This is a genomic window from Mesorhizobium sp. M1307 (assembly GCF_040318155.1).
Taxonomy (GTDB): domain Bacteria; phylum Pseudomonadota; class Alphaproteobacteria; order Rhizobiales; family Rhizobiaceae; genus Mesorhizobium.
In genome coordinates, this window is record NZ_JAMYLR010000047.1 from 23,492 (window position 1) to 43,762 (window position 20,271).

Genomic DNA, 20,271 nt, shown 5'->3' on the forward strand with positions numbered 1-20,271 from the left:
GGCGATCAAATCATGGACAAAAGGGTCGAGGGAGACTCGGAGGAACTGGCGCGGGGCGAATTCGAGCTCAGAGCCGAACGGTATGGCGTGAACGCCTTCATTCTCGTTGTCGAACTTTTAAACCTGCTGGAAAAGCGCGGAACCATCAGCAGCGACGACGTCGCGCAAATGGCCGATGCCGCAGCACTGGCTGTTGCCGCATCCAGTCAACCTGACATGAGCAGCATTAATCTCTTGCAGGCCATCGCTGCCGCGCGCCAGTCCAAATAACGGCTGTCGAGAGCGTTTTTCAGCTATTCCAAGTCCATGTCCAAACGGGGTTGCGAGGAGGTCCTATCGATTGCGCACTAAGCGTCCTTGCTGGCCGCGCCCCCGATGATCTCGTCGGCGCTGCGAGCATTGAGCACGGGCAGGGCGGCCCAGCGCCGGCGGCTGGCAGCTAGGTCTTCCAGCATTGCCGGCTTGCGAGCGTCGGATCCGAATCGACGTAGGCGCTCCTCCAGCGCGCGCTGCGAAGCGGAGCTAAACCCAACGCACGGATTCGTTCCCGATAACGTCGCGCTTTGGCGCGGTTGCGGCAGTCTCCATTGAGAACCAGCGACGGTCCTGCAGCCGGCTTTCGTCGACAAATAGCCACCGCAGCCGCGATCATCTTGCAATTTGCGGATCTTATGTGCGGCTGCACGTGATCAGGTCGTCGGCAGACAGTGCGATCGGGCACAAGAGATCGAGCGGCTCTGGGCCGGACGTTCCATGTGCCAGGTGTCGGACCCCTTTCCCATTCGAGGCGCAAGTGGGATAGTTGTGCAGATCTGCGATTTAGTTGATCTCCTTCACGACCACCAGAATGAGAACAGTCACGATTGTTCCATGGTGGCGCAATGGCAACGACCCGACTCTGATCTCTCTGCCCAAATGAAATACTTTCCAAAGAAGTCTCGGATCGAATTCTGCAAGTCTTTCTATCTCACAGTACGTCCTGCCGCTTTTGACAACTCCTTCCCCTTGCATATCTCGACACTCGGTCTTTCTTCGTTGTTCGGGTCATTCAGATCGGAGAAACGACAAGTGCCGGCAACCAAGATTTTGTGGGGACAGGTCCTCACCACCCTTGGGTTCGTCCTCGTGACAACATGGGCAGCGACACAATGGACGGCATGGCGGCTCGGCTTTCAGAGCCAACTCGGTCCGTCCTGGTTCGAACTGGCGGGACAGCCCATTTATCCCCCGCCGGCATTTTTCTGGTGGTGGTTTTTCTATGACGCCTACGCGCCGAAGGTCTTTGTTGAGGGCGCGGCGATTGCGGCAAGCGGCAGCCTGATGGCGATCGCCACCGCGATCGGGATGTCGGTATGGCGCGCGCGCGAGGCAAAGGACTCCGCGACCTATGGCTCGGCACGCTGGGCGACGCGAGACGAAATCAGAGCCGCAGGCATAGTCGGTCCTGATGGCGTGGTGCTCGGCAAGCTCGACCACGACTATCTACGGCATGACGGTCCCGAACACGTGCTGTGTTTTGCGCCGACCCGAAGCGGCAAGGGTGTTGGCTTGGTCGTGCCGTCGCTGCTGACTTGGCCGGGTTCGGCAATTGTCCACGACATCAAAGGCGAAAACTGGGAACTGACGGCCGGATGGCGCGCACATTTCGGCCGGGTGCTTCTGTTCGATCCGACCAATGCCGCATCCGCGGCCTATAACCCTCTGCTGGAGGTGCGACGAGGCGAGCGGGAAGTTCGAGATGTGCAGAACGTGGCAGATGTCCTGGTCGACCCGGAAGGCACATTGGAACGCCGCAACCACTGGGAGAAGACCAGCCATGCGCTGCTGGTCGGCGCCATACTGCATGTGCTCTACGCGGAGAAGGACAAGACCCTTGCCGGCGTGGCAAACTTCCTCTCCGATCCACAGAGCCCAATCGAGACGACGTTGCGCGCCATGATGCTGACCCGGCATTTGGGCGATGCCGGCCCGCACCCGGTCGTGGCGTCGGCTGCCCGAGAACTGCTCAACAAATCCGAAAACGAGCGCTCCGGCGTGCTCTCGACGGCCATGAGTTTTCTGGGCCTCTACCGCGATCCGGTTGTGGCCAAGGTAACGTCATGTTGCCACTGGCGGATCGCCGACCTTGTCGAGGAGAGACGGCCGACGACCCTCTATCTGGTCGTGCCGCCATCGGACATCAGTCGCACAAAGCCTCTCATCCGCCTCGTGCTTAACCAGATCGGCCGCCGACTGACGGAAGATCTCCATGCGAAGGATCATCGACAGCGTCTGTTGATGATGCTCGACGAGTTCCCGGCGCTCGGCCGGCTCGATTTCTTCGAAAGCGCGCTGGCCTTCATGGCCGGCTATGGCATCAAGTCGTTCCTGATCGCACAATCGCTCAATCAGATCGAGAAGGCCTACGGACCGAACAATTCCATCCTCGACAATTGTCACGTACGGGTGAGCTTCGCCACCAATGACGAGCGGACAGCCTGCCGCTCGCCGGCCACAAGGACAACCACGCCGGCCTGATGACCAGGGATCAGATGGCGGTCCTTCGTGCCTCGATGTCGGTCGGCGACGGGCGGGAGTGGGACGCCTTCGAGGGATTGGCTGTCGGGGATCTGGAGCTGCAACGGTTCCTCGACGCCGTTCCGTTCGCGGCAAAGGGCCAGCGGCGCCGACACGCCCAGCGCATCGTGGTCCCTGGTCGTCTCGTCGCGGAAGCCAAAGGCAGCGTCTCCACGCAGGTCGGCTTCGGCAGAATTCTGGACGAGATTGCGCGCGCTGGCGGGCCGCTCGCCGACGCGATCGTCACGGCATCGCCCGATGTCACGGTTTCGACCAATCTCGGCCCCTGGGTCAACCGGCGCGGCCTGTTCGCCCGTCAGTCACTCACCGACACTTCCCGCAGCGAACGCATCGCCTCGGCGCAGAAATGGGAATTCGGCACCTCCGGCCAGCACATCGAACTGGGCATCGCCGAGAACAATCTGTTCATCCTGCTGTCGGCACTTGGGCTGTCGCATTCGATTTTCGGCAAACGGCTGCTGCCGATCGGCACGCTCTACGATCCGTTCATCCAGCGCGGTCTCGATGCGCTCAACTATGCCTGCTATCAGGATGCGCGCTTCCTGCTGGTCGCGACGCCATCCGGGGTCACATTGGCGCCGGAAGGTGGGGCGCATCAGTCGATCGCCACACCGTTGATCGGCATAGCGCAAGACGGGCTTGCGGCTTACGAGCCGGCCTTCGTCGACGAGTTGGGCGTCATCATGCGCTTTGCGCTGGATTATATGCAGCGCGACGGCGACGCCGTGCAGTCGGAGCGCACCTGGCTGCGCGACGAGACGGGCGGTTCGGTCTATCTGCGGCTCTCGACGCGCCCGGTCGAGCAGATAACGCGTGGCGTGACGCCCCTACTCGAGCAGGACATCATCGACGGGGGCTACTGGCTGCGGCCTCCGGGTCCGAATGCCGAAGTGATTGTTGCCTATACCGGCGCGGTTGCGCCGGAGGCCATCGAGGCTATCGGCATGATGGCGGAGGACCGTCGCGATGTTGGTCTCCTGGCGGTGACCTCGGCCGATCGCTTGAACGCAGGCTGGACGGCGGCAAGTCGCGCGCGCGAACGCGGCCTCGTTCACGCCAGGAGTCATATCGAAAGGCTGTTTGCCGACCTCCCTGCGCATTGCGCGATCGTCTCCGTCACCGACGGTCATCCGGCGGTACTCGGCTGGCTGGGTTCGGTGTACGGCCACCGTACGCGCAGTCTCGGCGTCGAGCATTTTGGCCAGTCGGGGACGATCGGCGACCTTTACCGCCACTTCGGCATCGACGCCAATTCCATAGCCACAGCGGCCGACCGGATTGCCGGTGGCCGCCCCATCCGCTATCTGCGCGCGCTGGATTGATGCTGGCGACATTCTGTGGCCGAGGCCTGATCGTGGATCTGAAATCATCCCACTCGCTGCTCGGGTAACGCAATATCTGAACGGCGCGCCTCTGTCGGACCGGGCTAGTGCTGAAGCCCGGTGATCATGGCGACGATCTCGTTCTTGTCGGTCTCGCTGGTCTTGCGCACGCCGATCTGTTTGCCACGTCGCAGAACACAGATCCGATCTGAGAGCCTGAACACCTGGTCGAGGCTGTGGCTGATGATCAGCACGCCGATATTGCGCTGCTTCAGCGACAGAACAATCGTCTCGACCTTGGCGGTCTCGGCAACGCCGAGCGCGGCGGTTGGCTCGTCGAGCAGGATCAGCTTGCTTGCCCAGTGCGTGGCGCGCGCGATCGCCACGCCCTGGCGCTGGCCGCCCGAAAGATCGCGGATGGTGGCGTGAGCCGATGGGATGCGAACGTCGAGATCCTTCACCAGCTTTTCGGTGTCGTCGATCATCCGGCGTCGGTCGAGCAGGCCGAAGCGGTTCACCGGCTCGCGGCCAAGAAACATGTTCATGTAGACGGTCTGCTGATCGGCGAGCGCCAGGTCCTGATAGACCACCTCAATGCCGTGTGCGCGCGCCATGGTGGCGCTCGACATTGCCACCGCCTGCCCCTCGATGATGATCGTCCCGGATGTCGGAGCATGCACCCCCGTCACGATCTTGACCAGCGTCGACTTGCCGGCACCGTTATCGCCGACCAACGCCACGATCTCGCCGGGATAGAGCTCGAGCGAGAAATTTTCGATGGCGGTGAGGCCGCCGAAATTCTTGCGGATATCGCGCAGCTGCAAAACAGGGGGCATGCCGGTCGTGGTCGCGTTCATCACTTGCTCCTAGACAGGCCAGGCAGCGGTTTCGCCAAAACCGTTTTCGATCGTTTCGACTTGGGGCGCCCCCTTTGAGACACCGGAGATGCCGACCACGTAGGCGCGGGTCACGAACGCCTGGCCGCGAAAGCCGAACACCGCCGTGTCGCCGGGGCGTGGAGCATTGGCGCCGCTAGCGTCAATCATTGCGTAATAGTCGATTGCCGCAGGCGGCGGCACCTCGACGCTTCTGAGCGCGGCGGCGGCCGTGGTGGGTTCTGCGGACACGATTGCCTTCACCTCATAGTCCGGAAAGATCGGATCGATATAGAAGCCGCCACCCAGGCAGTAGGCTTTGCCGCCAGACAAATGCGAGACCTCGGTCAAATACAGAACGGCAGGGAGCTCCGGCAGATCTTCCATGACGTGCAGCGCGGTGGTGCCGGCCAAGCCATTGCCCGGTTCACATTGCGTGGCGCCGGCTTCGGCCAGCGCGCCAAGCAGGACACTCGACGTTGTGCCGGGCGCGTTCACCTCTATGTCGCTGCGGCCGGACTTGGCGAGCGCTTCGGCAGCTCTGCCCAGTGTCGCCAGATTGTGTGTCGGCAGGACCGTTCGCGTGGTCTGGTCGAACAACAGCGCCGGGAAGGTGGTGATGCCAGCGAACCGTGCGCCGTCGAGACCATCCAGTTTTTCGGCGACCGCGGCGATATCGGCCGCCTCAAAACCACCTTCGTGGCCGCGGTAGAAAACGTCACCATCGGCGCGGATGCGGGCAAGCAGGTTTTGCGTGTACCCGGCGAGCCTTGCGCCGGCAGCGGCTTCTTCAGCCTTGGTGTCGTTGAAGACGGTCCAATAGTCCGGCCTGAACGTTTTGGCCGCCGCATTGGCCTCGTGCCTTGCGATCTGCTGCAGGTGGCCAAGATGACCGAGCCTCAGGCCGGCTCTGTGCGTTGCCCGCGCGCAGGCCATGTCGACGGCAACGGCCTGATCGATGCCGCCATGCTTGAGCGCATGGCAGAACGAACTGGCGCGGCCGACCTGCTTGGTCATGGCGAAAATCTTCAGGCCGAACCGGTCGGCCTCGCGCTTCAGGACCCGGGCGTTGCTTTCGACGGCATCGAGGTCGAGCACATAGGAATTAGCCGGCAGCTTTGCTTCCTGGTGCAGGCGCATGGCGCTTTCTATAAAGCTCGGATTGCGGCGCCGCAGAACATCGAGGAACATGACAAAACTCCTTCAACGGGACTTTTCGCGCAGCGATACGGCGACCGCCGCAAGAATGATCAAGCCGCGCACGATCATCTGGTCGGAGACGGACAGGCCCATCAGGATGAGGCCGTTGTTCAGCATGCCCATCATCAGCGAGCCGACCAGCGCACCGACAATCGATCCCTTGCCGCCGTTAAGCAGGGTTCCGCCGACAATGACGGCCGCTATCACCGTCATAAGGTCGGTTTCGCCGAGCGTATATTTCGCGGCCTGCAGCCGGCCGGCATAGAGCAGCCCGGCAAGGCCGGCGAGCCCGCCGCTTATGGTCAGAACGGCCAGCCTTATCTGCGCCACGCTGATGCCGGAAACACTGGCGGCACGGCTGTTGTCGCCGGTGGCCAGCACATGGGCGCCGAAGCGCGTCTCGCGAAAGATGAGATGCGCGATCGCAACGGCAATGACCGTCCACCAGATCAAAGACGGAACACCCAGCAAAGAACCCGAGCCGAAGAAACCGGTGAAGGCGTTGTTGATGACCGGGATCGACCGCAAATCGGTCATCGAGCGAGATACGCCGGCAAACAGCCCGAGCGTCGCCAGCGTTACCAGGAATGAAGGCAACTTGACGTAAGCCACGAGGGCGCCGTTGAGCAGGCCGATCAGCAGGCCGGCGCCGAGGCCGGCCAGCACCCCGGCCAACAAGCCGTAGGCGTTTATCGCCACCGCGGCGGCAAGGGCTGCCACGGCAACGATCGAACCTATCGAAAGATCAATCTCGCCAGCCGACATGACAAAGACAAGGCCGATCGCCATGATCGTCACGGGTGCGGTCTGCAGCACGATGTTCGACAGGTTGCGGACGGTCAGAAAACCGCTGTCCTTCAGGACGATCGCGAAGAACAGAAAGATCGCCAGAAATCCGAGATAGACGACATATTGCTGCAGGTTGAAGCGGCTGACCAAGCTCGCTGCCCGGCCGGGGCTGGTGTTGATACTCGACATTCTCACTTCCTCCGGCGGGCCGCCATTGTCTGCCGCTATTTCATGGCGGCCGCGATGGTCGCGGGCACGTCCTTGTTGAGCGACCGCTTCCACCCGTCCTTGACAGTGTCCTTGGTGACGGCGAGGGAATCGACCACGATGAACGGCGCGGCCTTCTTGCCGATCAACGAGGCGGCCGTGGCGCGCGCCAGCGTCACGCCGATGTCGTAAGCTTCGTCTGCGATGAGTGCCGCAACGTTGCCGCCTTTGACCATATCCAGTGCCGCCGGTTCGTTCAGGTCGAGCGTGACGATCTTGGTGTGGCTGTTGCCGGCCCCCCGCAATGTGGACAGCACGCTAAGCGCCGGCTCAGCCCAGGTGACGTAGATACCGTCGAGGTCCGGGTGCTGTGTGATCATCGCCTGCGCGATTTCCTCGCTGCGCGCGGGGTCGGCCATTCCGGCCTCGGCCACGATCTTCATGTCGGGATAGTCCTGCTCGATCGTGTGCTTGAATGCTCCGTCACGCTGGTTGGTGACGTAGAAATCGGCATCGTGAAAGATGTAGCCGACCTTGCCCTGCTTGCCGAGCGCGTCGGCCATTGCGATCCCGGCCTTGTTGCCCATCTGGAAAAGGTCGTCCGAAACGATGGTCACATAGTCCTTGTCCTGAACGTAGCCTGCCGGCGAATTGTCGACGAATCCCAATTTCACGCCGGCCTGGCGCGCAGGATCATATACGGTGGCCGCACTTGCGGGATCGACCGGTAGGGACAGTATAATAGAGGGCCTTTTGGCGAGTACTGTCTCGACGTCGGATTTCTGACGGGCCGCATCAAAGCCGGCGTCGGTCTGAGCGACGACCGTGATGCCGAGCCGCTTCAACTCGTCCTGGGCGCCGCTGTTCACCGCGTTGGTGTATGCGCTCATCTCATGCCAGACCAGCGCGGCGGTGTATTTGCCGTCCTTGATCTGCTGCTCCTCAGCTGGTGTGAGCACGACGCTCTTTGCCGGCGTCGGCTTTTCCCCGTTCGGTCCCGTGGTGGTGCCCTCGGCTGCGAAGGCGTTGGCGGCGACGAGCGCTACCAGTGCCGACAACATTCCAATTGCTGTGCGCATGTCAGTTCCCCTTGCTTTTATGGTGTCGGCGGCCCTGATTGGCCGCCGGGCATTCGCCTGTCACTTGGCCGCATCGAGCACCGATTGCGGCGCGTCGCGGTTCAACGAGTCCTTCCAGCCCTGCGCAACGTTCTGCTTGGTCACGGTAAGCGCCGGGGCAACGACGAAGGCCGGCGTCTCCTGGCCGAGCAGCGCCTTGACGCCGACAGCGGCCATGGCGCGACCGAGCTCATACGCCTTGTCGGCCACCAGTGCGGTCACGTTGCCGCCCTTGACCATATCGAGCGCGACCGGTTCGGCGAGGTCGAGCGTAACGATCTTGGTCTTGGTATTTCCGCTTGCCCGCAAGGCCGACAGCACGCCGTCGGCCGGTTCGGCCCAGGTGACGTAGATGCCGTCAAGGTCGGGATGCTGCACGAGCATGGCGCTGGCCAGCTCTTCTGCCCGCGCCGGATCGGAGATCCCCTGCTCGGCGACGATCTTGATACCGGGATAATCCTTCTCGATCGTTGTCTTGAAAGCCTGGTCGCGCTGGTTCGTCACATAGTAACTGGCGTCGTGGAAGATGTAGCCGACCTTGCCCTTGCCATCGAGCGCCTTGGCCAGTGCATCGGCCGCCTGCTTGCCCATCTGGAACAGGTCGTCAGTGACGATGGCGGCATAGTCGGTTCCGTGCTTGTAGCCTTTCGGCAGATTGGAAAGGAATACCAGCTTGGTGCCGTCGGTGAGCGCCTGACGGAACGCCTCGGCCGAAGTGACCGGATCGAGGGGCAGCGACAGGATGACGTTTGGCTTCGCCGCGAGCGCGGTTTCGATGTCGCTGCGCTGGCGCGCGGCGTCAAAGCCCGCGTCGGTGGTGGCGACGATTTGAATGCCGGCACGGGCAAATTCATCCTTGGCACCGGACGTGACCGCATTGGTGAAGTCGGAGGAGGTGTGCCACAGCAGCGCGGCCTTGTAGCCCTTCTCCTTTACTGCGGCCAGGTCCGCGTCCGACAATCTAACCTCGGCGCTGGGTGTCGCCGTCTCGCCGCTCGGTCCCACTGTCTGTGCGCCGGCTCCGCCGGCCAACAGCATAAGGCTGCCTGCAAGTGCTGTAGCAACAAGTCTGTCTATCAGCATGGTCTTTCTCCCATTTTCGCTCTCAGTTGTCCTTCATTCCGTAACGCCGCAATACTCCAGCATGAACCGGGCGAAGCCTACGATGCCCGCCAGATATTCCTCGACATCGACGTGTTCGTCGAAGGTGTGGCAGTTGCGAATGTCGCCTGGCGCGCAGTACACGGCGGGGATGCCGAGCCGGTTGGTGAAAAACGATGACTCTGACCAGAATGGCGCGCCTTCGATGGCGCCGCGACCAGCCATCGATCGGGCCATGGCGGCAGCAAGAGCGCCGACCTCCGGCCTGTCAGGTGCAATCTCGGCGGCGTTACCCCCGAGCGGATGATCGCGGCCGGCCGGATAGGCGAACGCCAACATGATTTCGGGATCGGCGATGGCGCCGCGCACCACTGCCTCGATTTCGGCGGCGGCCTCGTCCAGCGACTCGCCGGGTAACAGCTTGCGGATCAGCGACAACGTGCAGCGTTCGGGCACCGCGATGTAGCCGCCGCCCGCAAGGCCGATGATCAGCAGGAAGCCACGCCCAATCAGCGGGTGCTCGGCTCGTGTTGCAACATCTTCCGAATGCTTCCACAGCGCGCTCATGACGGCGTGGCTTGCACGCAAGGCATCCTTGCCGAGTTCGGGTACGCCGAAATAGGCTGATCGTCCGGTGATGGTGATGTCGGTAATGAAGAACCCAATTTGGGCCGGATAAACCGAAAGGCGGGTAGGCTCCACATAGACGACGAAATCGGGCGCCACGACTTCGCCTCTCTCGATGCGGCCGACGAAGTCCTTGATGCCGGCGGAGACGCCGGTTCCAGGCTGGCCGCTCTCCTCGTCGCCGACGAAGGCAAACGCAACGTCGCCGGCCAGTTGGATGTCGGCTGTGTCGAGCAGAGAGAGTGCCGACAGCGCGGAGCAGATGCCGGCCTTGAGGTCGCCGGCGCCGCGGCCCCAGATCTGCCCGTCGATCATTGGCGCGGCAAACGGATCCTGCTTGGCGGTGCCAGCCCAGTGCTCGCGCCAGCCCTCGACATGGACCGTATCGGTGTGGCCGATGAAGAGCAGCCGCTTGCCGGCGCCAGCACCTTTGCGCTCACCCCAGACGTTGGGCCGGCCGGGCGCGAATTCCGCACGCCGAATTTCGCTCAAGCCAAGCACGCGCATCCGGTCTTCAAGGAAGGCGACAAAGTTTTCTTCGTGACCGGTTATGCTTTCGCGGCCGATTGCCCGCTGCAGAAGCTCCACCGCTGCGTCGCAATCGAGGGCGGCGCGCAAGCGGGCGGTGATGTCCTTTAAGGCAGTCATAGCGTGGCCTCGCGCAGCACGGCCGAACTGGCTGGGGGAAGCGAAATGCGTCCGTCGGGCGCGTCGACGCCGAACAGTGTGTTGTGCAACTGGCTGAGCCCGATGGCGGCAGCGCCGATGAGCGCTGCCCGCGACCCCAGTTCGCTGGCCTCAACGGCGATAGGGTAGGGGAAGCAGCGCGGCAGCAGGTCCCTAACGCGCAACAGGATTTCCGGCCGCAGCCCGATCGAGCCGCCCAGGACGACCTTTTGCGGATTGGCAATTGCCGCTATGGCCACAATGCCTTGTGCGAGGTAGCGCGCGGTTTCGTCGAGCACCGTCGCGGCATGCCTGTCTCCAGCCAATGCACTGTGGAAAATCGTCGGCACGTTGACGATGTTGCCCGTCAGCGTTGCGTAGCGTTCAACCATGGCGTTGGTTGCGACCACGCGCTCGAAAGCGCCGGCGCGCAACGATGTCGGCGCGAAAGGATCGGCGCCAATCGGCAAAAAGCCCATCTCGCCGGCGGCATTGCTGGCGCCCCGCACCAGATTGCCTCCAACCATGAGGCCGCTGCCGATACCGGTACCCAGCGCTATGAAGGCGAGATTGTCGATACCGCGGCCGCACCCCTGCCAGTTCTCGCCGAGCACCGCCAGATTGACATCGTTCTCGATCATCACATGAAACCCGAATGCGTGCTCGAAAGCGCGAACGACATTCATCGTGCCAAAGCCGGCAATATTCGGGGCAAGCAGGACGCGGCCCGTCTTCTTGTCGGGTGCACCGGGAACACCAATCACCGCCAGCCTTATCTTTGTGCGCGAGATTCGGTGCCTCTCGGCCGCCTGAAGCGCCAGATCCACGATCTGGTCGACGATGAACTGTCCGCCCCGAGGATCGGTCGGCGCCGTTTCCTCCGCGAATATCTGGCAGGCAAGATCGGTGAGGGCGACCCGGACTTTGGCGCCGCCGAGGTCGACGGCCGCGATGTAGGCCGCGTCAAATACGAGTTCGTAAGTGACAGCCGTGCGTCCGACATGTCCGCTCGTGCGCCCTGTCTCCTGCACCCAGCCTTCCTGCTCAAGTGTCCTGACGATCTCGGAGATTGTCTGCTTGGACAAGCCGGTCTGCTTTGCGATTGAAGCGCGCGAGATCGGCCCGCCTTGCACGATCGCCTCCATGACGGAGCGCTGCGAGAACTGACGAGAAATGCGCGGCACGTCGTTCAACAGCAGCTCCGATTAATTCGTTCTGTCACCGAACTTAATAATCATTTTGGACGGCAGTCAACTGGCCGCTCAAAAAAGGGGTTTGTGCCACAAGCTCGCGCTGCAGATCTCGCGGCAAGCTCCAAGGTGCGCAAGTACGCAGACGTGATCGGTCGCCTTACAGCTCCGGTCGTCGCGGGCGACCATGTGCATGTTCACAACCTTGAAAGTCCGCGCGAAGTTTGAACTGCGCCCGCTCTCGAAGCGCACGGCGATGCCCGTGCGTGATGTACTTGGGGTCGACCGTCGAGAGCGGGCCGACTGATCTCATTTTCTTCTGAGCCAGGCGTCAGTATACCGTAGTCGGTCCTTGAAGTAATCTAGTGTCAAATAATCGTTGTTTGCAATTGCGCAGGCCGAATTTTCCAAATAGGAACGCCGGAGATCAACAAGGGAACGATTTTGATGGATGAAGCAATTGGGCAGAGAAGGGCTGATCTGCTAGGGATGACAGCAGATATCGTCGCAGCCTATGTCCAGAGCAACGCAACGCCCGTGGCGGATCTGCCGAATTTGATCGCCAGCGTTAATTCTGCGTTGTCTGGCCTGGCTAAGCCGGTCGCTGCACGATCGCCAATACTTACGCCCGCGGTGAATCCTAAGAAGTCGATCTTTCCCGAATACATCATAAGCCTTGAGAACGGGCGCAAGTTCAAGTCGATGAAGCGCCACCTGGGCTTGCTTGGCATGACACCTGATGAGTACAGAGCCAAGTGGGGTTTGGCGTGGGACTATCCTATGGTAGCGCCCAGCTATGCGGCTCAGCGGTCTGCGCTTGCCAAAGCTGCCGGTCTCGGCCGCAAGGCGGCCGCCAAAACGCCGCCAAAGAAAGCACCAGCAAAGCGCAAGGCCAAAGCCTGACAGTGCACGAATTCGGGCCATGCCGTCAGGTCTAGATGGTCCAGGTGGCGTGGCTGGGAATGAGCTGCCTGGCTTCGCAGTTCAGTAAGCGCCGCTCACGCCACAACACAAGCTTCAGCACGGCTTGCGTCTTCACGTCCTCGTATCCTGACGCGGGCAGGAGAGGTCGAAATGTGCGATCGACAAATCGAGCCGATACATCGTCGCCCTCGACAGCCAATCAAATCATATCGATAAAATCGCACTACATCGACACATCACGCTCTGCGCGATGCCTCAAAGCAACAAAGCCGCTGAATCCAGCAGCGCTCCCTGCTTCAAGGGCATGGCCATACGGGTGCTGGGTAAGCCTAAATTTCTTCCCCGAGCAATATCCTGGCCTCCTTGGCAGCAGCGATGAATGCCTGGCGCGCTATCCTTGGTGGTTTTTCTCCACGGATTACGGCAAGGCATGCTTCGATTGCGGCGAGCCGCGACTTGCCCTCCGGCCTCGGCCAATCCCTCAGCAGAACTTCGGCCGCGTCGGATACCGACGCAACAACTCTGTCGCGATCGATCCGGCCGGGTTGAACGACGACGGGCTTTCTGAAACGTCTCGTACGCACGACAGCCTCCAAGAACAAGATATGTTAGCTTCTGCGGATCCTTTGCGCCACAGCAAACGTCGGCAAGTAACAGAAGGCATCCCGCTTGGCCCAGAAGCTGCCGCCGCGATCGACGCTCGACCGGTAGGCTCAATTCTGGTGCAAGATCGCCTGGGACGGAAAAGGTAACGAATCAACGATCAAGTACCCTTGGTATGAAGGCGAAACGGTGAGAGATATTCCAGTGCGCATGCGCCAGATTCGCATGCGCACAGGCAAAAGGGAATCCCACCCGGGACTCTTATGTCAGGCGGAAACCACTAGGAACAATCTATTGACTAAGAACTCTGACTAGTAAAGAGTTCGTTCTTTAGCGCGGCCGACAGAGAACATAAGCGTTCCTTGCGTCCGGCCGTTGGAACAACGTCGTCCCCCCGGGTTGAGCCGCCAAGTCATGCCGAAGCGCACAACAGGCCGGTACGAAAGCGTGACCGCAGGCGGCGAGAAGGTTGATGCCTTCGTCCCCTTCGATCTGCCGCCCGTGCGGCCGGTGCTTGTCATCGACACCAAGCTCGAACGACGCCTTGGGCAAGCCGAGCAGGCGCTTGTCCGACTCGATCTGGCGGGCGAGATGGTGCCTTCGCTCGACTGGTTCATCTACGCCTTCGTGCGCAAGGAAGCGGTGATCTCGTCTCAGATCGAGGGCACGCAAGCATCGCTCGTCGACCTTCTCGCTTTTGAAGCCGAGGAACAGCCCCAACCCAACGCCGATGTCGAGGAGGTGACAAACTACCTCGACGCCCTTGCCTACGCGCGCAACCAGCTCGCGTCGAAGCGTGGTCTGCCGCTTTCCCTGCGGCTCTTGAACGAAGCACACAAGCGGTTGATGCGCGGCGTGCGCGGCGGAAGCAGGCAGCGCCAGAACTGGATTGGCGGAAGCCGTCCCGGGAACGCGGCTTATGTTCCGCCGCCTTCCGAGAAACTCTCTCAGCTTCTCAGCTCTTTAGAGAAATACATCCACGCCGACGACCAGCTGCCGAAGCTCGTGCGGACGGGTCTCTTGCATGCCCAGTTCGAAACCATTCACCCCTATCTCGATGGCAATGGGCGGATCGGGCGCCTGATGATCGCCCTCCTGCTGGAACACTGGGGACTCTTGAGGGCTCCGCTTCTCTATCTCAGCCTCTTCTTCAAGCGTCATCGCGAGGAATACTACCGGCGCCTCAATCTCGTGCGGCTAGTGGGCGACTGGGAGGGCTGGATCGATTTTTTTCTCGATGGCATCGCCACGATCGCCGATGAAGCTGTCGGCTCGGCGCGTGAATTGTTCAACCTCGTCAGCGCGGATCGCACGCGGCTGCTCGGTGTCGAATCCGTATCCGTTTCAGCTCTTCGATTGTTCGAGCGGCTTCCGCGGCATCCGATCGTGACCGTCGCATCGGCGATGAAGCTGCTCGACACGAGCAAACCGACCGCAGCCCGCGCCATCGAGGTGCTGGCCGAAATCGGTATCCTCGTGGAAACGACGGGAAAGAAGCGCGACCGCAGTTTCGCATATCGCGCCTATATGGAACGTCTGCGAACCGGAACGGAACTGGACTTCAGCCGATGAGCGGCCGCCGGCGGAGCACTCAACCCTATAGCCGAGCGTCCGATATCCCGTTCGCCGTTTTGCTGCCATGCGCGCCAGCACTGGGACCATCTCATCAACATAGTCGAAGACGATAACCTCGGTCTTCCCGTTATCCTGGTGGTGCAGACGGCCGCCGTATTGGGCCAGCGTGCCCTTCCAGACGCGTTCGGCGAGCGCATCTGGGTGGAACCGGCGGGCGTTCGAATGCGAGCCCGATCGCGGCGCGGGGACCTCCTGCCGTTGTTTTCACGGGTCAAAAGTCAAAGCGGGAGGTCAACGCCGGATAGACTCCGGCGCTCACGACAAGTCCCGTTGCCAGCGACGATTGAGCCGCCTCGATCTCTGCTTCCTGGAGTGCTACGTTGCCGACTTTCTCGACGGAAACCACTTTGCCGTCCAAAACGAGAATGACGACGACAGGAACTTGGAAGAGCGCTGCAAGAGTGTGGCAAGTGATCGAGACGATCGCCTCGCATTGTCGATCTCCGCGACGTCGCGACTATAGGTTTGCAGCATCGTTGCTTGCCTCCTCAGCAGCGCCGCTCCAATTGCGCGGCGCCGGGAGATAAAGGCAACGCCACTGACGATAAGTCGATCCCAAAAAGTCGAATGTTTTCGTGCTCTTCACAAAACGGGCTGTTTTGTCATTCCAAATCGATGGGACATTGCCGGCGCTCCAATAATGACGGGGTTGGGCTGAAGGCGCTGGCAACCACATCTTCAGACTACGCCTTATCGAAAGGCAAGAAAGACGGAACGCGGGAGGTCAGCCGCGCTGAAAGCTTGACCTACGCTGCTGAAATAGCAGCTTCGACCGATATTCCGGTGTCGACGGATTTGGAGAACGGATACGCCGATACCCCCGAAGGGATTGCCGATTCGTGGGCCATGGTGCACCCGGCTTGACCTTTGATCAGATTGCGGAGGCTGGCGTACTGCGAATAAGTGTGGGCGGTTCGCTTGCCCGCGCAATCGCCGGAGCGCTGTTGAAAACATGCCAGGAGATCGCGGCTGGTGACTTCACCGAATTGGAAACCACTCCGACTTGGAACTCTCTCCGTAGCCTCAAGCTTGTCTTCTAGATTCGCTACGAGGTCGAGAGCAGGCATTATGCGCAATTCAAGAAAGTTAGCCTATGCAGCCGCGGGCCTTCGTGGGACGTTAGGCTGCGCTCTGGTCAGAGCTCCACTGAATACTTCGGCGAATCGGTTTGAATCCGATCCTATGCTTCTTCGCCGCTTGGCGCAGCGCATGCTGCAATTCGTTCCGGACAGCACCGAGGTTGAACTGGGCGGCGGTTTCTCGGGTTGCCGACGTCGCGGTCAATCTTCCACATGGTCATCAGCTCTTCTGGGAACGCCTTCATGAGATGTTCCGGTTCGGGGTCCGTCAGCCAAATCATGTATTCTTCGGGCGCCAGTATGACCGGCACACGGTTGTGGAACGTCGCCATGAGCGGATTCGGCTCACAGGTCAGCACCGTGAAGCGGATGTTGCCGCCGATAGCGGGGTCGCGCCAATTCTCCCAGAGCGCCGCCAAGGCGAACGGCTCCCCCGACTTCATCGCAATGGCATACACACAGCGCCCTATGGGCGCGCGTTCCGGCTACGGCTTTTTTTCCGCGGAAAGCGCCGTTGTGGCAGGGTCTTCACGTCGGTTTCGCACAAGAGCCCGTCGAGCGTCAGCAGCGGCGCGCGCATCGTCTTGGCATAGGCGTAGTGAAAGCAATCGAAATTGCTGAGGTAGCGTTTGCCAATTCCGTGTTTTTCGGCAACCGCGACGGCATAGGACAGTACCCGCAGCGGCGATCCTGGCTCGCGAAGCGCGATTCTTCTGGCTTCCAGCCATTCGACCACGACGGCCTCGGCGGCGCTGTACGGGCAATTCAGCTGGTCCGGCCGGGATAGAACAATAATCGCCTCCCACGCGGCAAGCGTCGATGTGAAGGGGGAGGGCGCTTCCAGCAAGGCGACTTCATAGCTATCGGCCGTATCCTCGCCAGCCATCATCGACACGATGGCACAGGCATCGACGAACATTATTCGTCGCCCTGCAGATCGTGATCCAGGTCGCGATAGGCTTCTTGTGGGACCGGCTTTCGACCAGGTTGGAATGACAGGCCATGTTTTGCCAGAATCTTCTGTGCAGTCTCGCGCGGCCGCTCCTTGTGCATCCGGTTTCGGATTGTCTCGCGGAGAGCGGATATCACCGCTTTGGTGATATTGGTGCGGTCGAGGCGGGCAAGCTCCCGCGCCAATTTGTCAGCTTCATCGTTTCGGATGTTCAAGGTCATGTGTGTAGCTCCAACCGCGTATCCATTCATTACGCTATTGTGTAGCTTTTTTCAATGCTCGGTCGCTACGGCGCGGGGCGGCGTACTATTCTATACGGCGGCTATTGGCTGCGGCGTCCGGGTCCGAATCCCGAGGTGATCGTCGCCTATACAGGAGCCGTCGCGCCGGAAGCCATCGAGGCGGTGGGTATGATGGCGGAGGATCGTCGCGACGTCGGTCTTTTGGCGGTGACCTCGGCCGACCGGTTGAACGCAGGCTGGACGGCGGCAAGTCGCGCACGTGAGCGGCCTTGTTCATGCCAGAAGCCATGTCGAAAGGCTGTTCGCCGACCTTCCAGCCCATTGTGCGATCGTCACCGTCGCAGACGGCCACCCAGCGGCACACGGCTGGCTGGGCTCAATCTACGGCCACCGCACGCGTAGTCTCGGCGTCGAGCACTTTGGCCAGTCGGGGACAATCGGTGATCTTTACCGCCACTTCGGCATCGACGCCAATCCATAGCCACAGCCGCTGAGCGGATTGCTGGTGGGCGCCCCATCCGCTATCTGCGCGCGCTGGATTGACCGATGATGTCATTCACGGCTGTTGCGGACCGGAAGGCGAATATTGTGTCTAAGATGCGGCCTCGCCCAGATGGCTCTGCGCCGCCATGTCGGTTCTATGCCGCTATGTCACCAGTCGGGTGCCGCGATAGCAAAACTGTTCAGCCCGCGACTTCGAGCTGTTCGATCTCAGCAATCTCGGCCTGCTTCGCTCTGCCTTCGACCGCGAGATCATAGCTGGCCTGCAATGTTCATCTGCGTGGTGCCGAAGAACTTGGCCAGGCGCAGAGCAGTATCCGGAGTGATCGGGGTCGCCTCGTGCGTCAAGCGCTCAATGCGGGTGCGCGGTACATGCAGCTTCTTCGCCAGCGTATAGGGCTTCAGGCCAGGCGGTGCGAGATATTCCTCGCGAAGGATTTCTCCTGGATGGATCGGGGTGTCGAGGTTCAACATTGTGAAGCTCCTGGCAGTGAGCGATGCGTTGGTTTGCGTAGGTTGTTTGCGTTAGGGCATGGGCGGTCACGATATCCTCAGTGATAGTCGGTGATTTCAATATCCTCTGCCGCCCCATCTACCCACCGAAAGCAGACACGGAATTGATCATTGATGTGGATCGAATGCTTACCGGCACGATTGCCTTTCAGCGCCTCAACCTGGCGGCGTCTTGAGGTCCGCCAATTCAGCAGCGTTGTCGATCATGAACAGCTTCCGCTGAGTGGACGGACGAGGTCCGACGGGAAACCCTTCGGTGCTTTGCCTTCCGAAACGGCCTTGCTGGCTCTGTCTTTGAACGAACGTATCAACTGCTGCCTCCAGCAAACGCATCATCGCATGATACCGAAACGACTTGGCTCATTCCCAACAGACTGATTCACCGGATCGCCGCGGGCAGGGCGCCTTCTGGCTTTGGGCCGGACGCCAATTGCCGATTTCAACTTGATAGTCGAACGCGAGCACAAAATTTCGCCACCCTTTCACGACGCCGCTTCGGCTTTCAAGGGAACCAGGATGACGACACCGCTCAGATTGTCCTTGTCCGCCTCGTTCGCGTTTTCGCTTCCTATGTGGACGGGAACGAAGCTTGCGCGTTCCCCTTCTCGGTCGCTTTGAACAGGACACTTCGAAAGACACGGAAAATCGCTCAGCGATCAGGCGTCGAGGTTAGCTGAGGATAACTACGCGCTCCCGTCCGTCTCGCTTTCCTCGTCAATCGTCCGAACCGGCAGATAGGCATTCGTTTCCAGCCATTGTCCCAAGATGATCTGGATAAGGTCTGGCCTGCCGATTTTCATCTCGGCCGCTATGGAATCGAGTGCATCTGCGGTCGCGGGCTCCAGCGGCACGCCACCGACGTTTCGGAGCATCAAAGCAGCGCGACGCAGAAGGATCTGCAAGTTCGCGCGAGACATTTCGGCTATGCGCTGAGCTGCGATTTCGAGATCTTCAGCAACAGATCGGCGAGTCATTGGTGTCACTCGGTGCATGGCATCTGGCCTTCGCCCTGGTATTCAGTTGGATAGTGATTGGCCAAGGCTGCGGCTATCGTGGGTCGAAGGCAGTAAACAATCATTTTCCGCGCTTCTTTGCAGAGGACGGCCGGCCCTCAGTATGCTCGTCGTCTTCCATTTGTGGTTGCCGGGCCGATGCGTTGGGCTCGTCCGATGGCCAGAGCTACCGGGTCGCTTCGACTGATTGGACCTATTGCAGCAGTGCCGACTATAGGCACCATGGGCGGCTCGTCATCTTGCATTTTGTTCCCAGTCTTCAGCTCAGCAATTTCCTCGTCACGCCTGGCAATGCGGCTTTCCAGATTGGCCAGACGCTCGGTCAACAAATAGCGGCCGACCGCAAATCCGCCTCCTCCGAAAAGAACCGCAAGACTGGCAAAGGCGGCCGGGTTGGCCAGCATCAGCGCGGAGTTGGCTTCCAAAAAGCTGATAAGATCCTGCATGGTCAACTCGACCCGGTCATGCTGAAAAGAAGCGAGCTGGCGTCACCGGCTGGCTCGGCCCCGGTTGGCATACTTGTCGCGAATCGTCCGGGCTCGTTGCATTTCGAACGTGCTGAGTCACTTGCCGTCATCACCATACCCGTCCGGCGGCATGAGGGCCGTTCCGACGGTCATGGTTCATCCCAAGATTGGCGGCGTGTCGTCGTAACCGAGCGCCACCAGTCCGGGATGCCGGTGAGCGAGGGCCAGAATTTGAGTCTCAAGCTCGCAGTTATAAGCCATGAGCGCCTTTACGGTCTCAAGCGGGCTGTCGTATCGGGCGATGAGCTTGACCGCCTCAGAATGAAGTTCAGCTCTGGCTTCAGCGTCTAGGCGAATAGTGCCCATTGTCGTTCCTCCTGATGTTTGCCCGACGCGGAGCCGAGAGTTCGTCAAGACGGTCCTGGAGATGGCCATTGAGGACGATCATTTCCTTGAGCGCCTTCACCGCGTCGCCTTTGTGCTGGGCTATGAATCTGTCGGCGGTCGCCTGCAGCGCAGCCTCCTGGCGGCTGTCCAGTCTCACAATGTGGTCCATGGCCGTTGCTCCAAACCTCCTTTGCTAAGTGAACAAAACGGGAACAAAAATGTCAAGAGCGAATTGACTCTGCGAGGAATGCCTTCCTATTTGTCAGTAGGTGGGGCGGTTGCT

20 protein-coding genes and 5 pseudogenes are annotated in these 20,271 nt (G+C 60.8%); 9 read left to right on the forward strand and 16 right to left on the reverse strand.

Annotated elements, in window-relative coordinates; translation table 11 throughout:
• Positions 1 to 12: 12 nt before the first annotated feature.
• Positions 13 to 270 carry a hypothetical protein gene (locus NKH16_RS30005; protein ID WP_352903260.1) on the forward strand — a complete coding sequence of 86 codons (258 nt, stop codon included), beginning with the start codon at positions 13 to 15 and terminating at the stop codon, positions 268 to 270.
• A 77-nt stretch (positions 271 to 347) separates the two neighbouring features.
• On the opposite strand, the gene NKH16_RS35110 is transcribed toward NKH16_RS30005, so the two are convergent.
• Positions 348 to 581: a type II toxin-antitoxin system VapB family antitoxin gene (locus NKH16_RS35110; protein ID WP_502901454.1), complete on the reverse strand. Its 234-nt coding sequence runs from the start codon at positions 579 to 581 to the stop codon at positions 348 to 350.
• 487 nt (positions 582 to 1,068) lie between these two features.
• Here NKH16_RS35110 and traG point away from each other — a divergent pair.
• Positions 1,069 to 2,508: pseudogene (gene traG, locus NKH16_RS30010) on the forward strand (IncP-type conjugal transfer protein TraG); the annotation flags it as partial.
• A pseudogene (locus NKH16_RS30015) lies at positions 2,478 to 3,899 on the forward strand (transketolase-like TK C-terminal-containing protein); the annotation flags it as partial. The pseudogenes traG and NKH16_RS30015, both read left to right, overlap by 31 nt.
• 104 nt (positions 3,900 to 4,003) lie before the next feature.
• Here the strand turns inward: NKH16_RS30015 and NKH16_RS30020 are convergent.
• The 7 genes from NKH16_RS30020 to NKH16_RS30050 are packed head-to-tail and all read right to left on the reverse strand — an operon-like array spanning position 4,004 to position 11,666.
• Positions 4,004 to 4,756 (reverse strand): ATP-binding cassette domain-containing protein, encoded by a 753-nt coding sequence (locus NKH16_RS30020; RefSeq protein WP_352745716.1) that lies wholly within the window; start codon positions 4,754 to 4,756, stop codon positions 4,004 to 4,006.
• A 9-nt stretch (positions 4,757 to 4,765) separates the two neighbouring features.
• The gene (locus NKH16_RS30025) at positions 4,766 to 5,965 is read right to left on the reverse strand and encodes an alanine racemase (RefSeq protein ID WP_352903262.1); all 1,200 of its coding nucleotides are present in this window, start codon (positions 5,963 to 5,965) and stop codon (positions 4,766 to 4,768) included.
• Positions 5,966 to 5,977: 12 nt separating this feature from the next.
• On the reverse strand, positions 5,978 to 6,952 hold the full coding sequence (locus tag NKH16_RS30030) for an ABC transporter permease (protein WP_352678478.1): 975 nt from the start codon (positions 6,950 to 6,952) through the stop codon (positions 5,978 to 5,980).
• Positions 6,953 to 6,987: 35 nt separating this feature from the next.
• Positions 6,988 to 8,049, reverse strand: coding sequence for a substrate-binding domain-containing protein (locus tag NKH16_RS30035; protein WP_352903264.1), 1,062 nt, complete (start codon positions 8,047 to 8,049; stop codon positions 6,988 to 6,990).
• 60 nt (positions 8,050 to 8,109) lie between these two features.
• Positions 8,110 to 9,171: a substrate-binding domain-containing protein gene (locus NKH16_RS30040; RefSeq protein ID WP_352621947.1), complete on the reverse strand. Its 1,062-nt coding sequence runs from the start codon at positions 9,169 to 9,171 to the stop codon at positions 8,110 to 8,112.
• A 33-nt stretch (positions 9,172 to 9,204) separates the two neighbouring features.
• Positions 9,205 to 10,464, reverse strand: coding sequence for a M20 family metallopeptidase (locus tag NKH16_RS30045; RefSeq protein WP_352903266.1), 1,260 nt, complete (start codon positions 10,462 to 10,464; stop codon positions 9,205 to 9,207).
• Positions 10,461 to 11,666: an ROK family transcriptional regulator gene (locus NKH16_RS30050; RefSeq protein ID WP_352837642.1), complete on the reverse strand. Its 1,206-nt coding sequence runs from the start codon at positions 11,664 to 11,666 to the stop codon at positions 10,461 to 10,463. The genes NKH16_RS30045 and NKH16_RS30050 overlap by 4 nt, the downstream gene beginning before the upstream one ends.
• Before the next feature lie 93 nt (positions 11,667 to 11,759).
• On the opposite strand from NKH16_RS30050, the gene NKH16_RS30055 reads away from it, so the two are divergent.
• Together NKH16_RS30055 and NKH16_RS30060 are read left to right on the forward strand one after the other, a co-directional pair.
• Positions 11,760 to 11,900, forward strand: a complete 141-nt coding sequence (locus NKH16_RS30055; protein WP_352837629.1) for an SAF domain-containing protein — start codon at positions 11,760 to 11,762, stop codon at positions 11,898 to 11,900.
• Positions 11,901 to 12,119: 219 nt separating this feature from the next.
• The gene (locus NKH16_RS30060; protein ID WP_352903270.1) at positions 12,120 to 12,575 is read left to right on the forward strand and encodes a Ros/MucR family transcriptional regulator; all 456 of its coding nucleotides are present in this window, start codon (positions 12,120 to 12,122) and stop codon (positions 12,573 to 12,575) included.
• Positions 12,576 to 12,925: 350 nt separating this feature from the next.
• On the opposite strand, the gene NKH16_RS30065 is transcribed toward NKH16_RS30060, so the two are convergent.
• On the reverse strand, positions 12,926 to 13,180 hold the full coding sequence (locus tag NKH16_RS30065; protein WP_352638206.1) for a DUF982 domain-containing protein: 255 nt from the start codon (positions 13,178 to 13,180) through the stop codon (positions 12,926 to 12,928).
• A 433-nt stretch (positions 13,181 to 13,613) separates the two neighbouring features.
• Between NKH16_RS30065 and NKH16_RS30070 the strand changes: the two genes are divergently transcribed.
• Positions 13,614 to 14,771: a Fic family protein gene (locus NKH16_RS30070; RefSeq protein WP_352903272.1), complete on the forward strand. Its 1,158-nt coding sequence runs from the start codon at positions 13,614 to 13,616 to the stop codon at positions 14,769 to 14,771.
• 543 nt (positions 14,772 to 15,314) lie between these two features.
• Positions 15,315 to 15,698 carry an isocitrate lyase/phosphoenolpyruvate mutase family protein gene (locus NKH16_RS30075; protein WP_352903274.1) on the forward strand — a complete coding sequence of 128 codons (384 nt, stop codon included), beginning with the start codon at positions 15,315 to 15,317 and terminating at the stop codon, positions 15,696 to 15,698.
• A 316-nt stretch (positions 15,699 to 16,014) separates the two neighbouring features.
• Here the strand turns inward: NKH16_RS30075 and NKH16_RS30080 are convergent.
• From NKH16_RS30080 to NKH16_RS30090, 3 genes and pseudogenes are all read right to left on the reverse strand, one after another.
• Positions 16,015 to 16,368 (reverse strand): annotated as a pseudogene (locus NKH16_RS30080) (SOS response-associated peptidase family protein); the annotation flags it as partial.
• Between the two features lie 11 nt (positions 16,369 to 16,379).
• Complete coding sequence (locus NKH16_RS30085; protein WP_352903276.1) at positions 16,380 to 16,832, reverse strand: type II toxin-antitoxin system VapC family toxin; 453 nt, start codon at positions 16,830 to 16,832, stop codon at positions 16,380 to 16,382.
• The gene (locus tag NKH16_RS30090) at positions 16,832 to 17,086 is read right to left on the reverse strand and encodes a type II toxin-antitoxin system VapB family antitoxin (protein ID WP_352903278.1); all 255 of its coding nucleotides are present in this window, start codon (positions 17,084 to 17,086) and stop codon (positions 16,832 to 16,834) included. The genes NKH16_RS30085 and NKH16_RS30090 overlap by 1 nt, the downstream gene beginning before the upstream one ends.
• A gap of 87 nt (positions 17,087 to 17,173) precedes the next feature.
• Here NKH16_RS30090 and NKH16_RS30095 point away from each other — a divergent pair.
• Positions 17,174 to 17,650, forward strand: a pseudogene (locus NKH16_RS30095) (transketolase-like TK C-terminal-containing protein); the annotation flags it as partial.
• A gap of 210 nt (positions 17,651 to 17,860) precedes the next feature.
• Here NKH16_RS30095 and NKH16_RS30100 read toward each other — a convergent pair.
• The 3 genes and pseudogenes from NKH16_RS30100 to NKH16_RS30110 form a co-directional block, all read right to left on the reverse strand.
• On the reverse strand, positions 17,861 to 18,082 hold the full coding sequence (locus NKH16_RS30100) for a HigA family addiction module antitoxin (protein ID WP_352745273.1): 222 nt from the start codon (positions 18,080 to 18,082) through the stop codon (positions 17,861 to 17,863).
• Between the two features lie 77 nt (positions 18,083 to 18,159).
• Positions 18,160 to 18,432, reverse strand: a pseudogene (locus NKH16_RS30105) (type II toxin-antitoxin system RelE/ParE family toxin).
• 372 nt (positions 18,433 to 18,804) lie between these two features.
• On the reverse strand, positions 18,805 to 19,095 hold the full coding sequence (locus NKH16_RS30110; RefSeq protein WP_352903280.1) for a hypothetical protein: 291 nt from the start codon (positions 19,093 to 19,095) through the stop codon (positions 18,805 to 18,807).
• A gap of 2 nt (positions 19,096 to 19,097) precedes the next feature.
• On the opposite strand from NKH16_RS30110, the gene NKH16_RS30115 reads away from it, so the two are divergent.
• Positions 19,098 to 19,952: a hypothetical protein gene (locus tag NKH16_RS30115; protein ID WP_352903282.1), complete on the forward strand. Its 855-nt coding sequence runs from the start codon at positions 19,098 to 19,100 to the stop codon at positions 19,950 to 19,952.
• On the opposite strand, the gene NKH16_RS30120 is transcribed toward NKH16_RS30115, so the two are convergent.
• Complete coding sequence (locus NKH16_RS30120) at positions 19,942 to 20,157, reverse strand: hypothetical protein (protein WP_352877045.1); 216 nt, start codon at positions 20,155 to 20,157, stop codon at positions 19,942 to 19,944. The genes NKH16_RS30115 and NKH16_RS30120 overlap by 11 nt on opposite strands.
• Between the last annotated feature and the right edge of the window lie 114 nt (positions 20,158 to 20,271).

What these genes read in the sequence shown, in the direction of transcription:
- NKH16_RS30005 (WP_352903260.1), top strand. Translation starts at nt 13, where the DNA reads ATGGACAAAAGGGTCGAGGGAGACTCGGAGGAACTGGCGCGGGGCGAA.
- NKH16_RS30020 (WP_352745716.1), bottom strand. Translation starts at nt 4,756, where the DNA reads ATGAACGCGACCACGACCGGCATGCCCCCTGTTTTGCAGCTGCGCGAT.
- NKH16_RS30025 (WP_352903262.1), bottom strand. Translation starts at nt 5,965, where the DNA reads ATGTTCCTCGATGTTCTGCGGCGCCGCAATCCGAGCTTTATAGAAAGC.
- NKH16_RS30030 (WP_352678478.1), bottom strand. Translation starts at nt 6,952, where the DNA reads ATGTCGAGTATCAACACCAGCCCCGGCCGGGCAGCGAGCTTGGTCAGC.
- NKH16_RS30035 (WP_352903264.1), bottom strand. Translation starts at nt 8,049, where the DNA reads ATGCGCACAGCAATTGGAATGTTGTCGGCACTGGTAGCGCTCGTCGCC.
- NKH16_RS30040 (WP_352621947.1), bottom strand. Translation starts at nt 9,171, where the DNA reads ATGCTGATAGACAGACTTGTTGCTACAGCACTTGCAGGCAGCCTTATG.
- NKH16_RS30045 (WP_352903266.1), bottom strand. Translation starts at nt 10,464, where the DNA reads ATGACTGCCTTAAAGGACATCACCGCCCGCTTGCGCGCCGCCCTCGAT.
- NKH16_RS30060 (WP_352903270.1), top strand. Translation starts at nt 12,120, where the DNA reads ATGGATGAAGCAATTGGGCAGAGAAGGGCTGATCTGCTAGGGATGACA.
- NKH16_RS30070 (WP_352903272.1), top strand. Translation starts at nt 13,614, where the DNA reads ATGCCGAAGCGCACAACAGGCCGGTACGAAAGCGTGACCGCAGGCGGC.
- NKH16_RS30085 (WP_352903276.1), bottom strand. Translation starts at nt 16,832, where the DNA reads ATGTTCGTCGATGCCTGTGCCATCGTGTCGATGATGGCTGGCGAGGAT.
- NKH16_RS30090 (WP_352903278.1), bottom strand. Translation starts at nt 17,086, where the DNA reads ATGACCTTGAACATCCGAAACGATGAAGCTGACAAATTGGCGCGGGAG.
- NKH16_RS30100 (WP_352745273.1), bottom strand. Translation starts at nt 18,082, where the DNA reads ATGTTGAACCTCGACACCCCGATCCATCCAGGAGAAATCCTTCGCGAG.
- NKH16_RS30110 (WP_352903280.1), bottom strand. Translation starts at nt 19,095, where the DNA reads ATGACTCGCCGATCTGTTGCTGAAGATCTCGAAATCGCAGCTCAGCGC.
- NKH16_RS30120 (WP_352877045.1), bottom strand. Translation starts at nt 20,157, where the DNA reads ATGGACCACATTGTGAGACTGGACAGCCGCCAGGAGGCTGCGCTGCAG.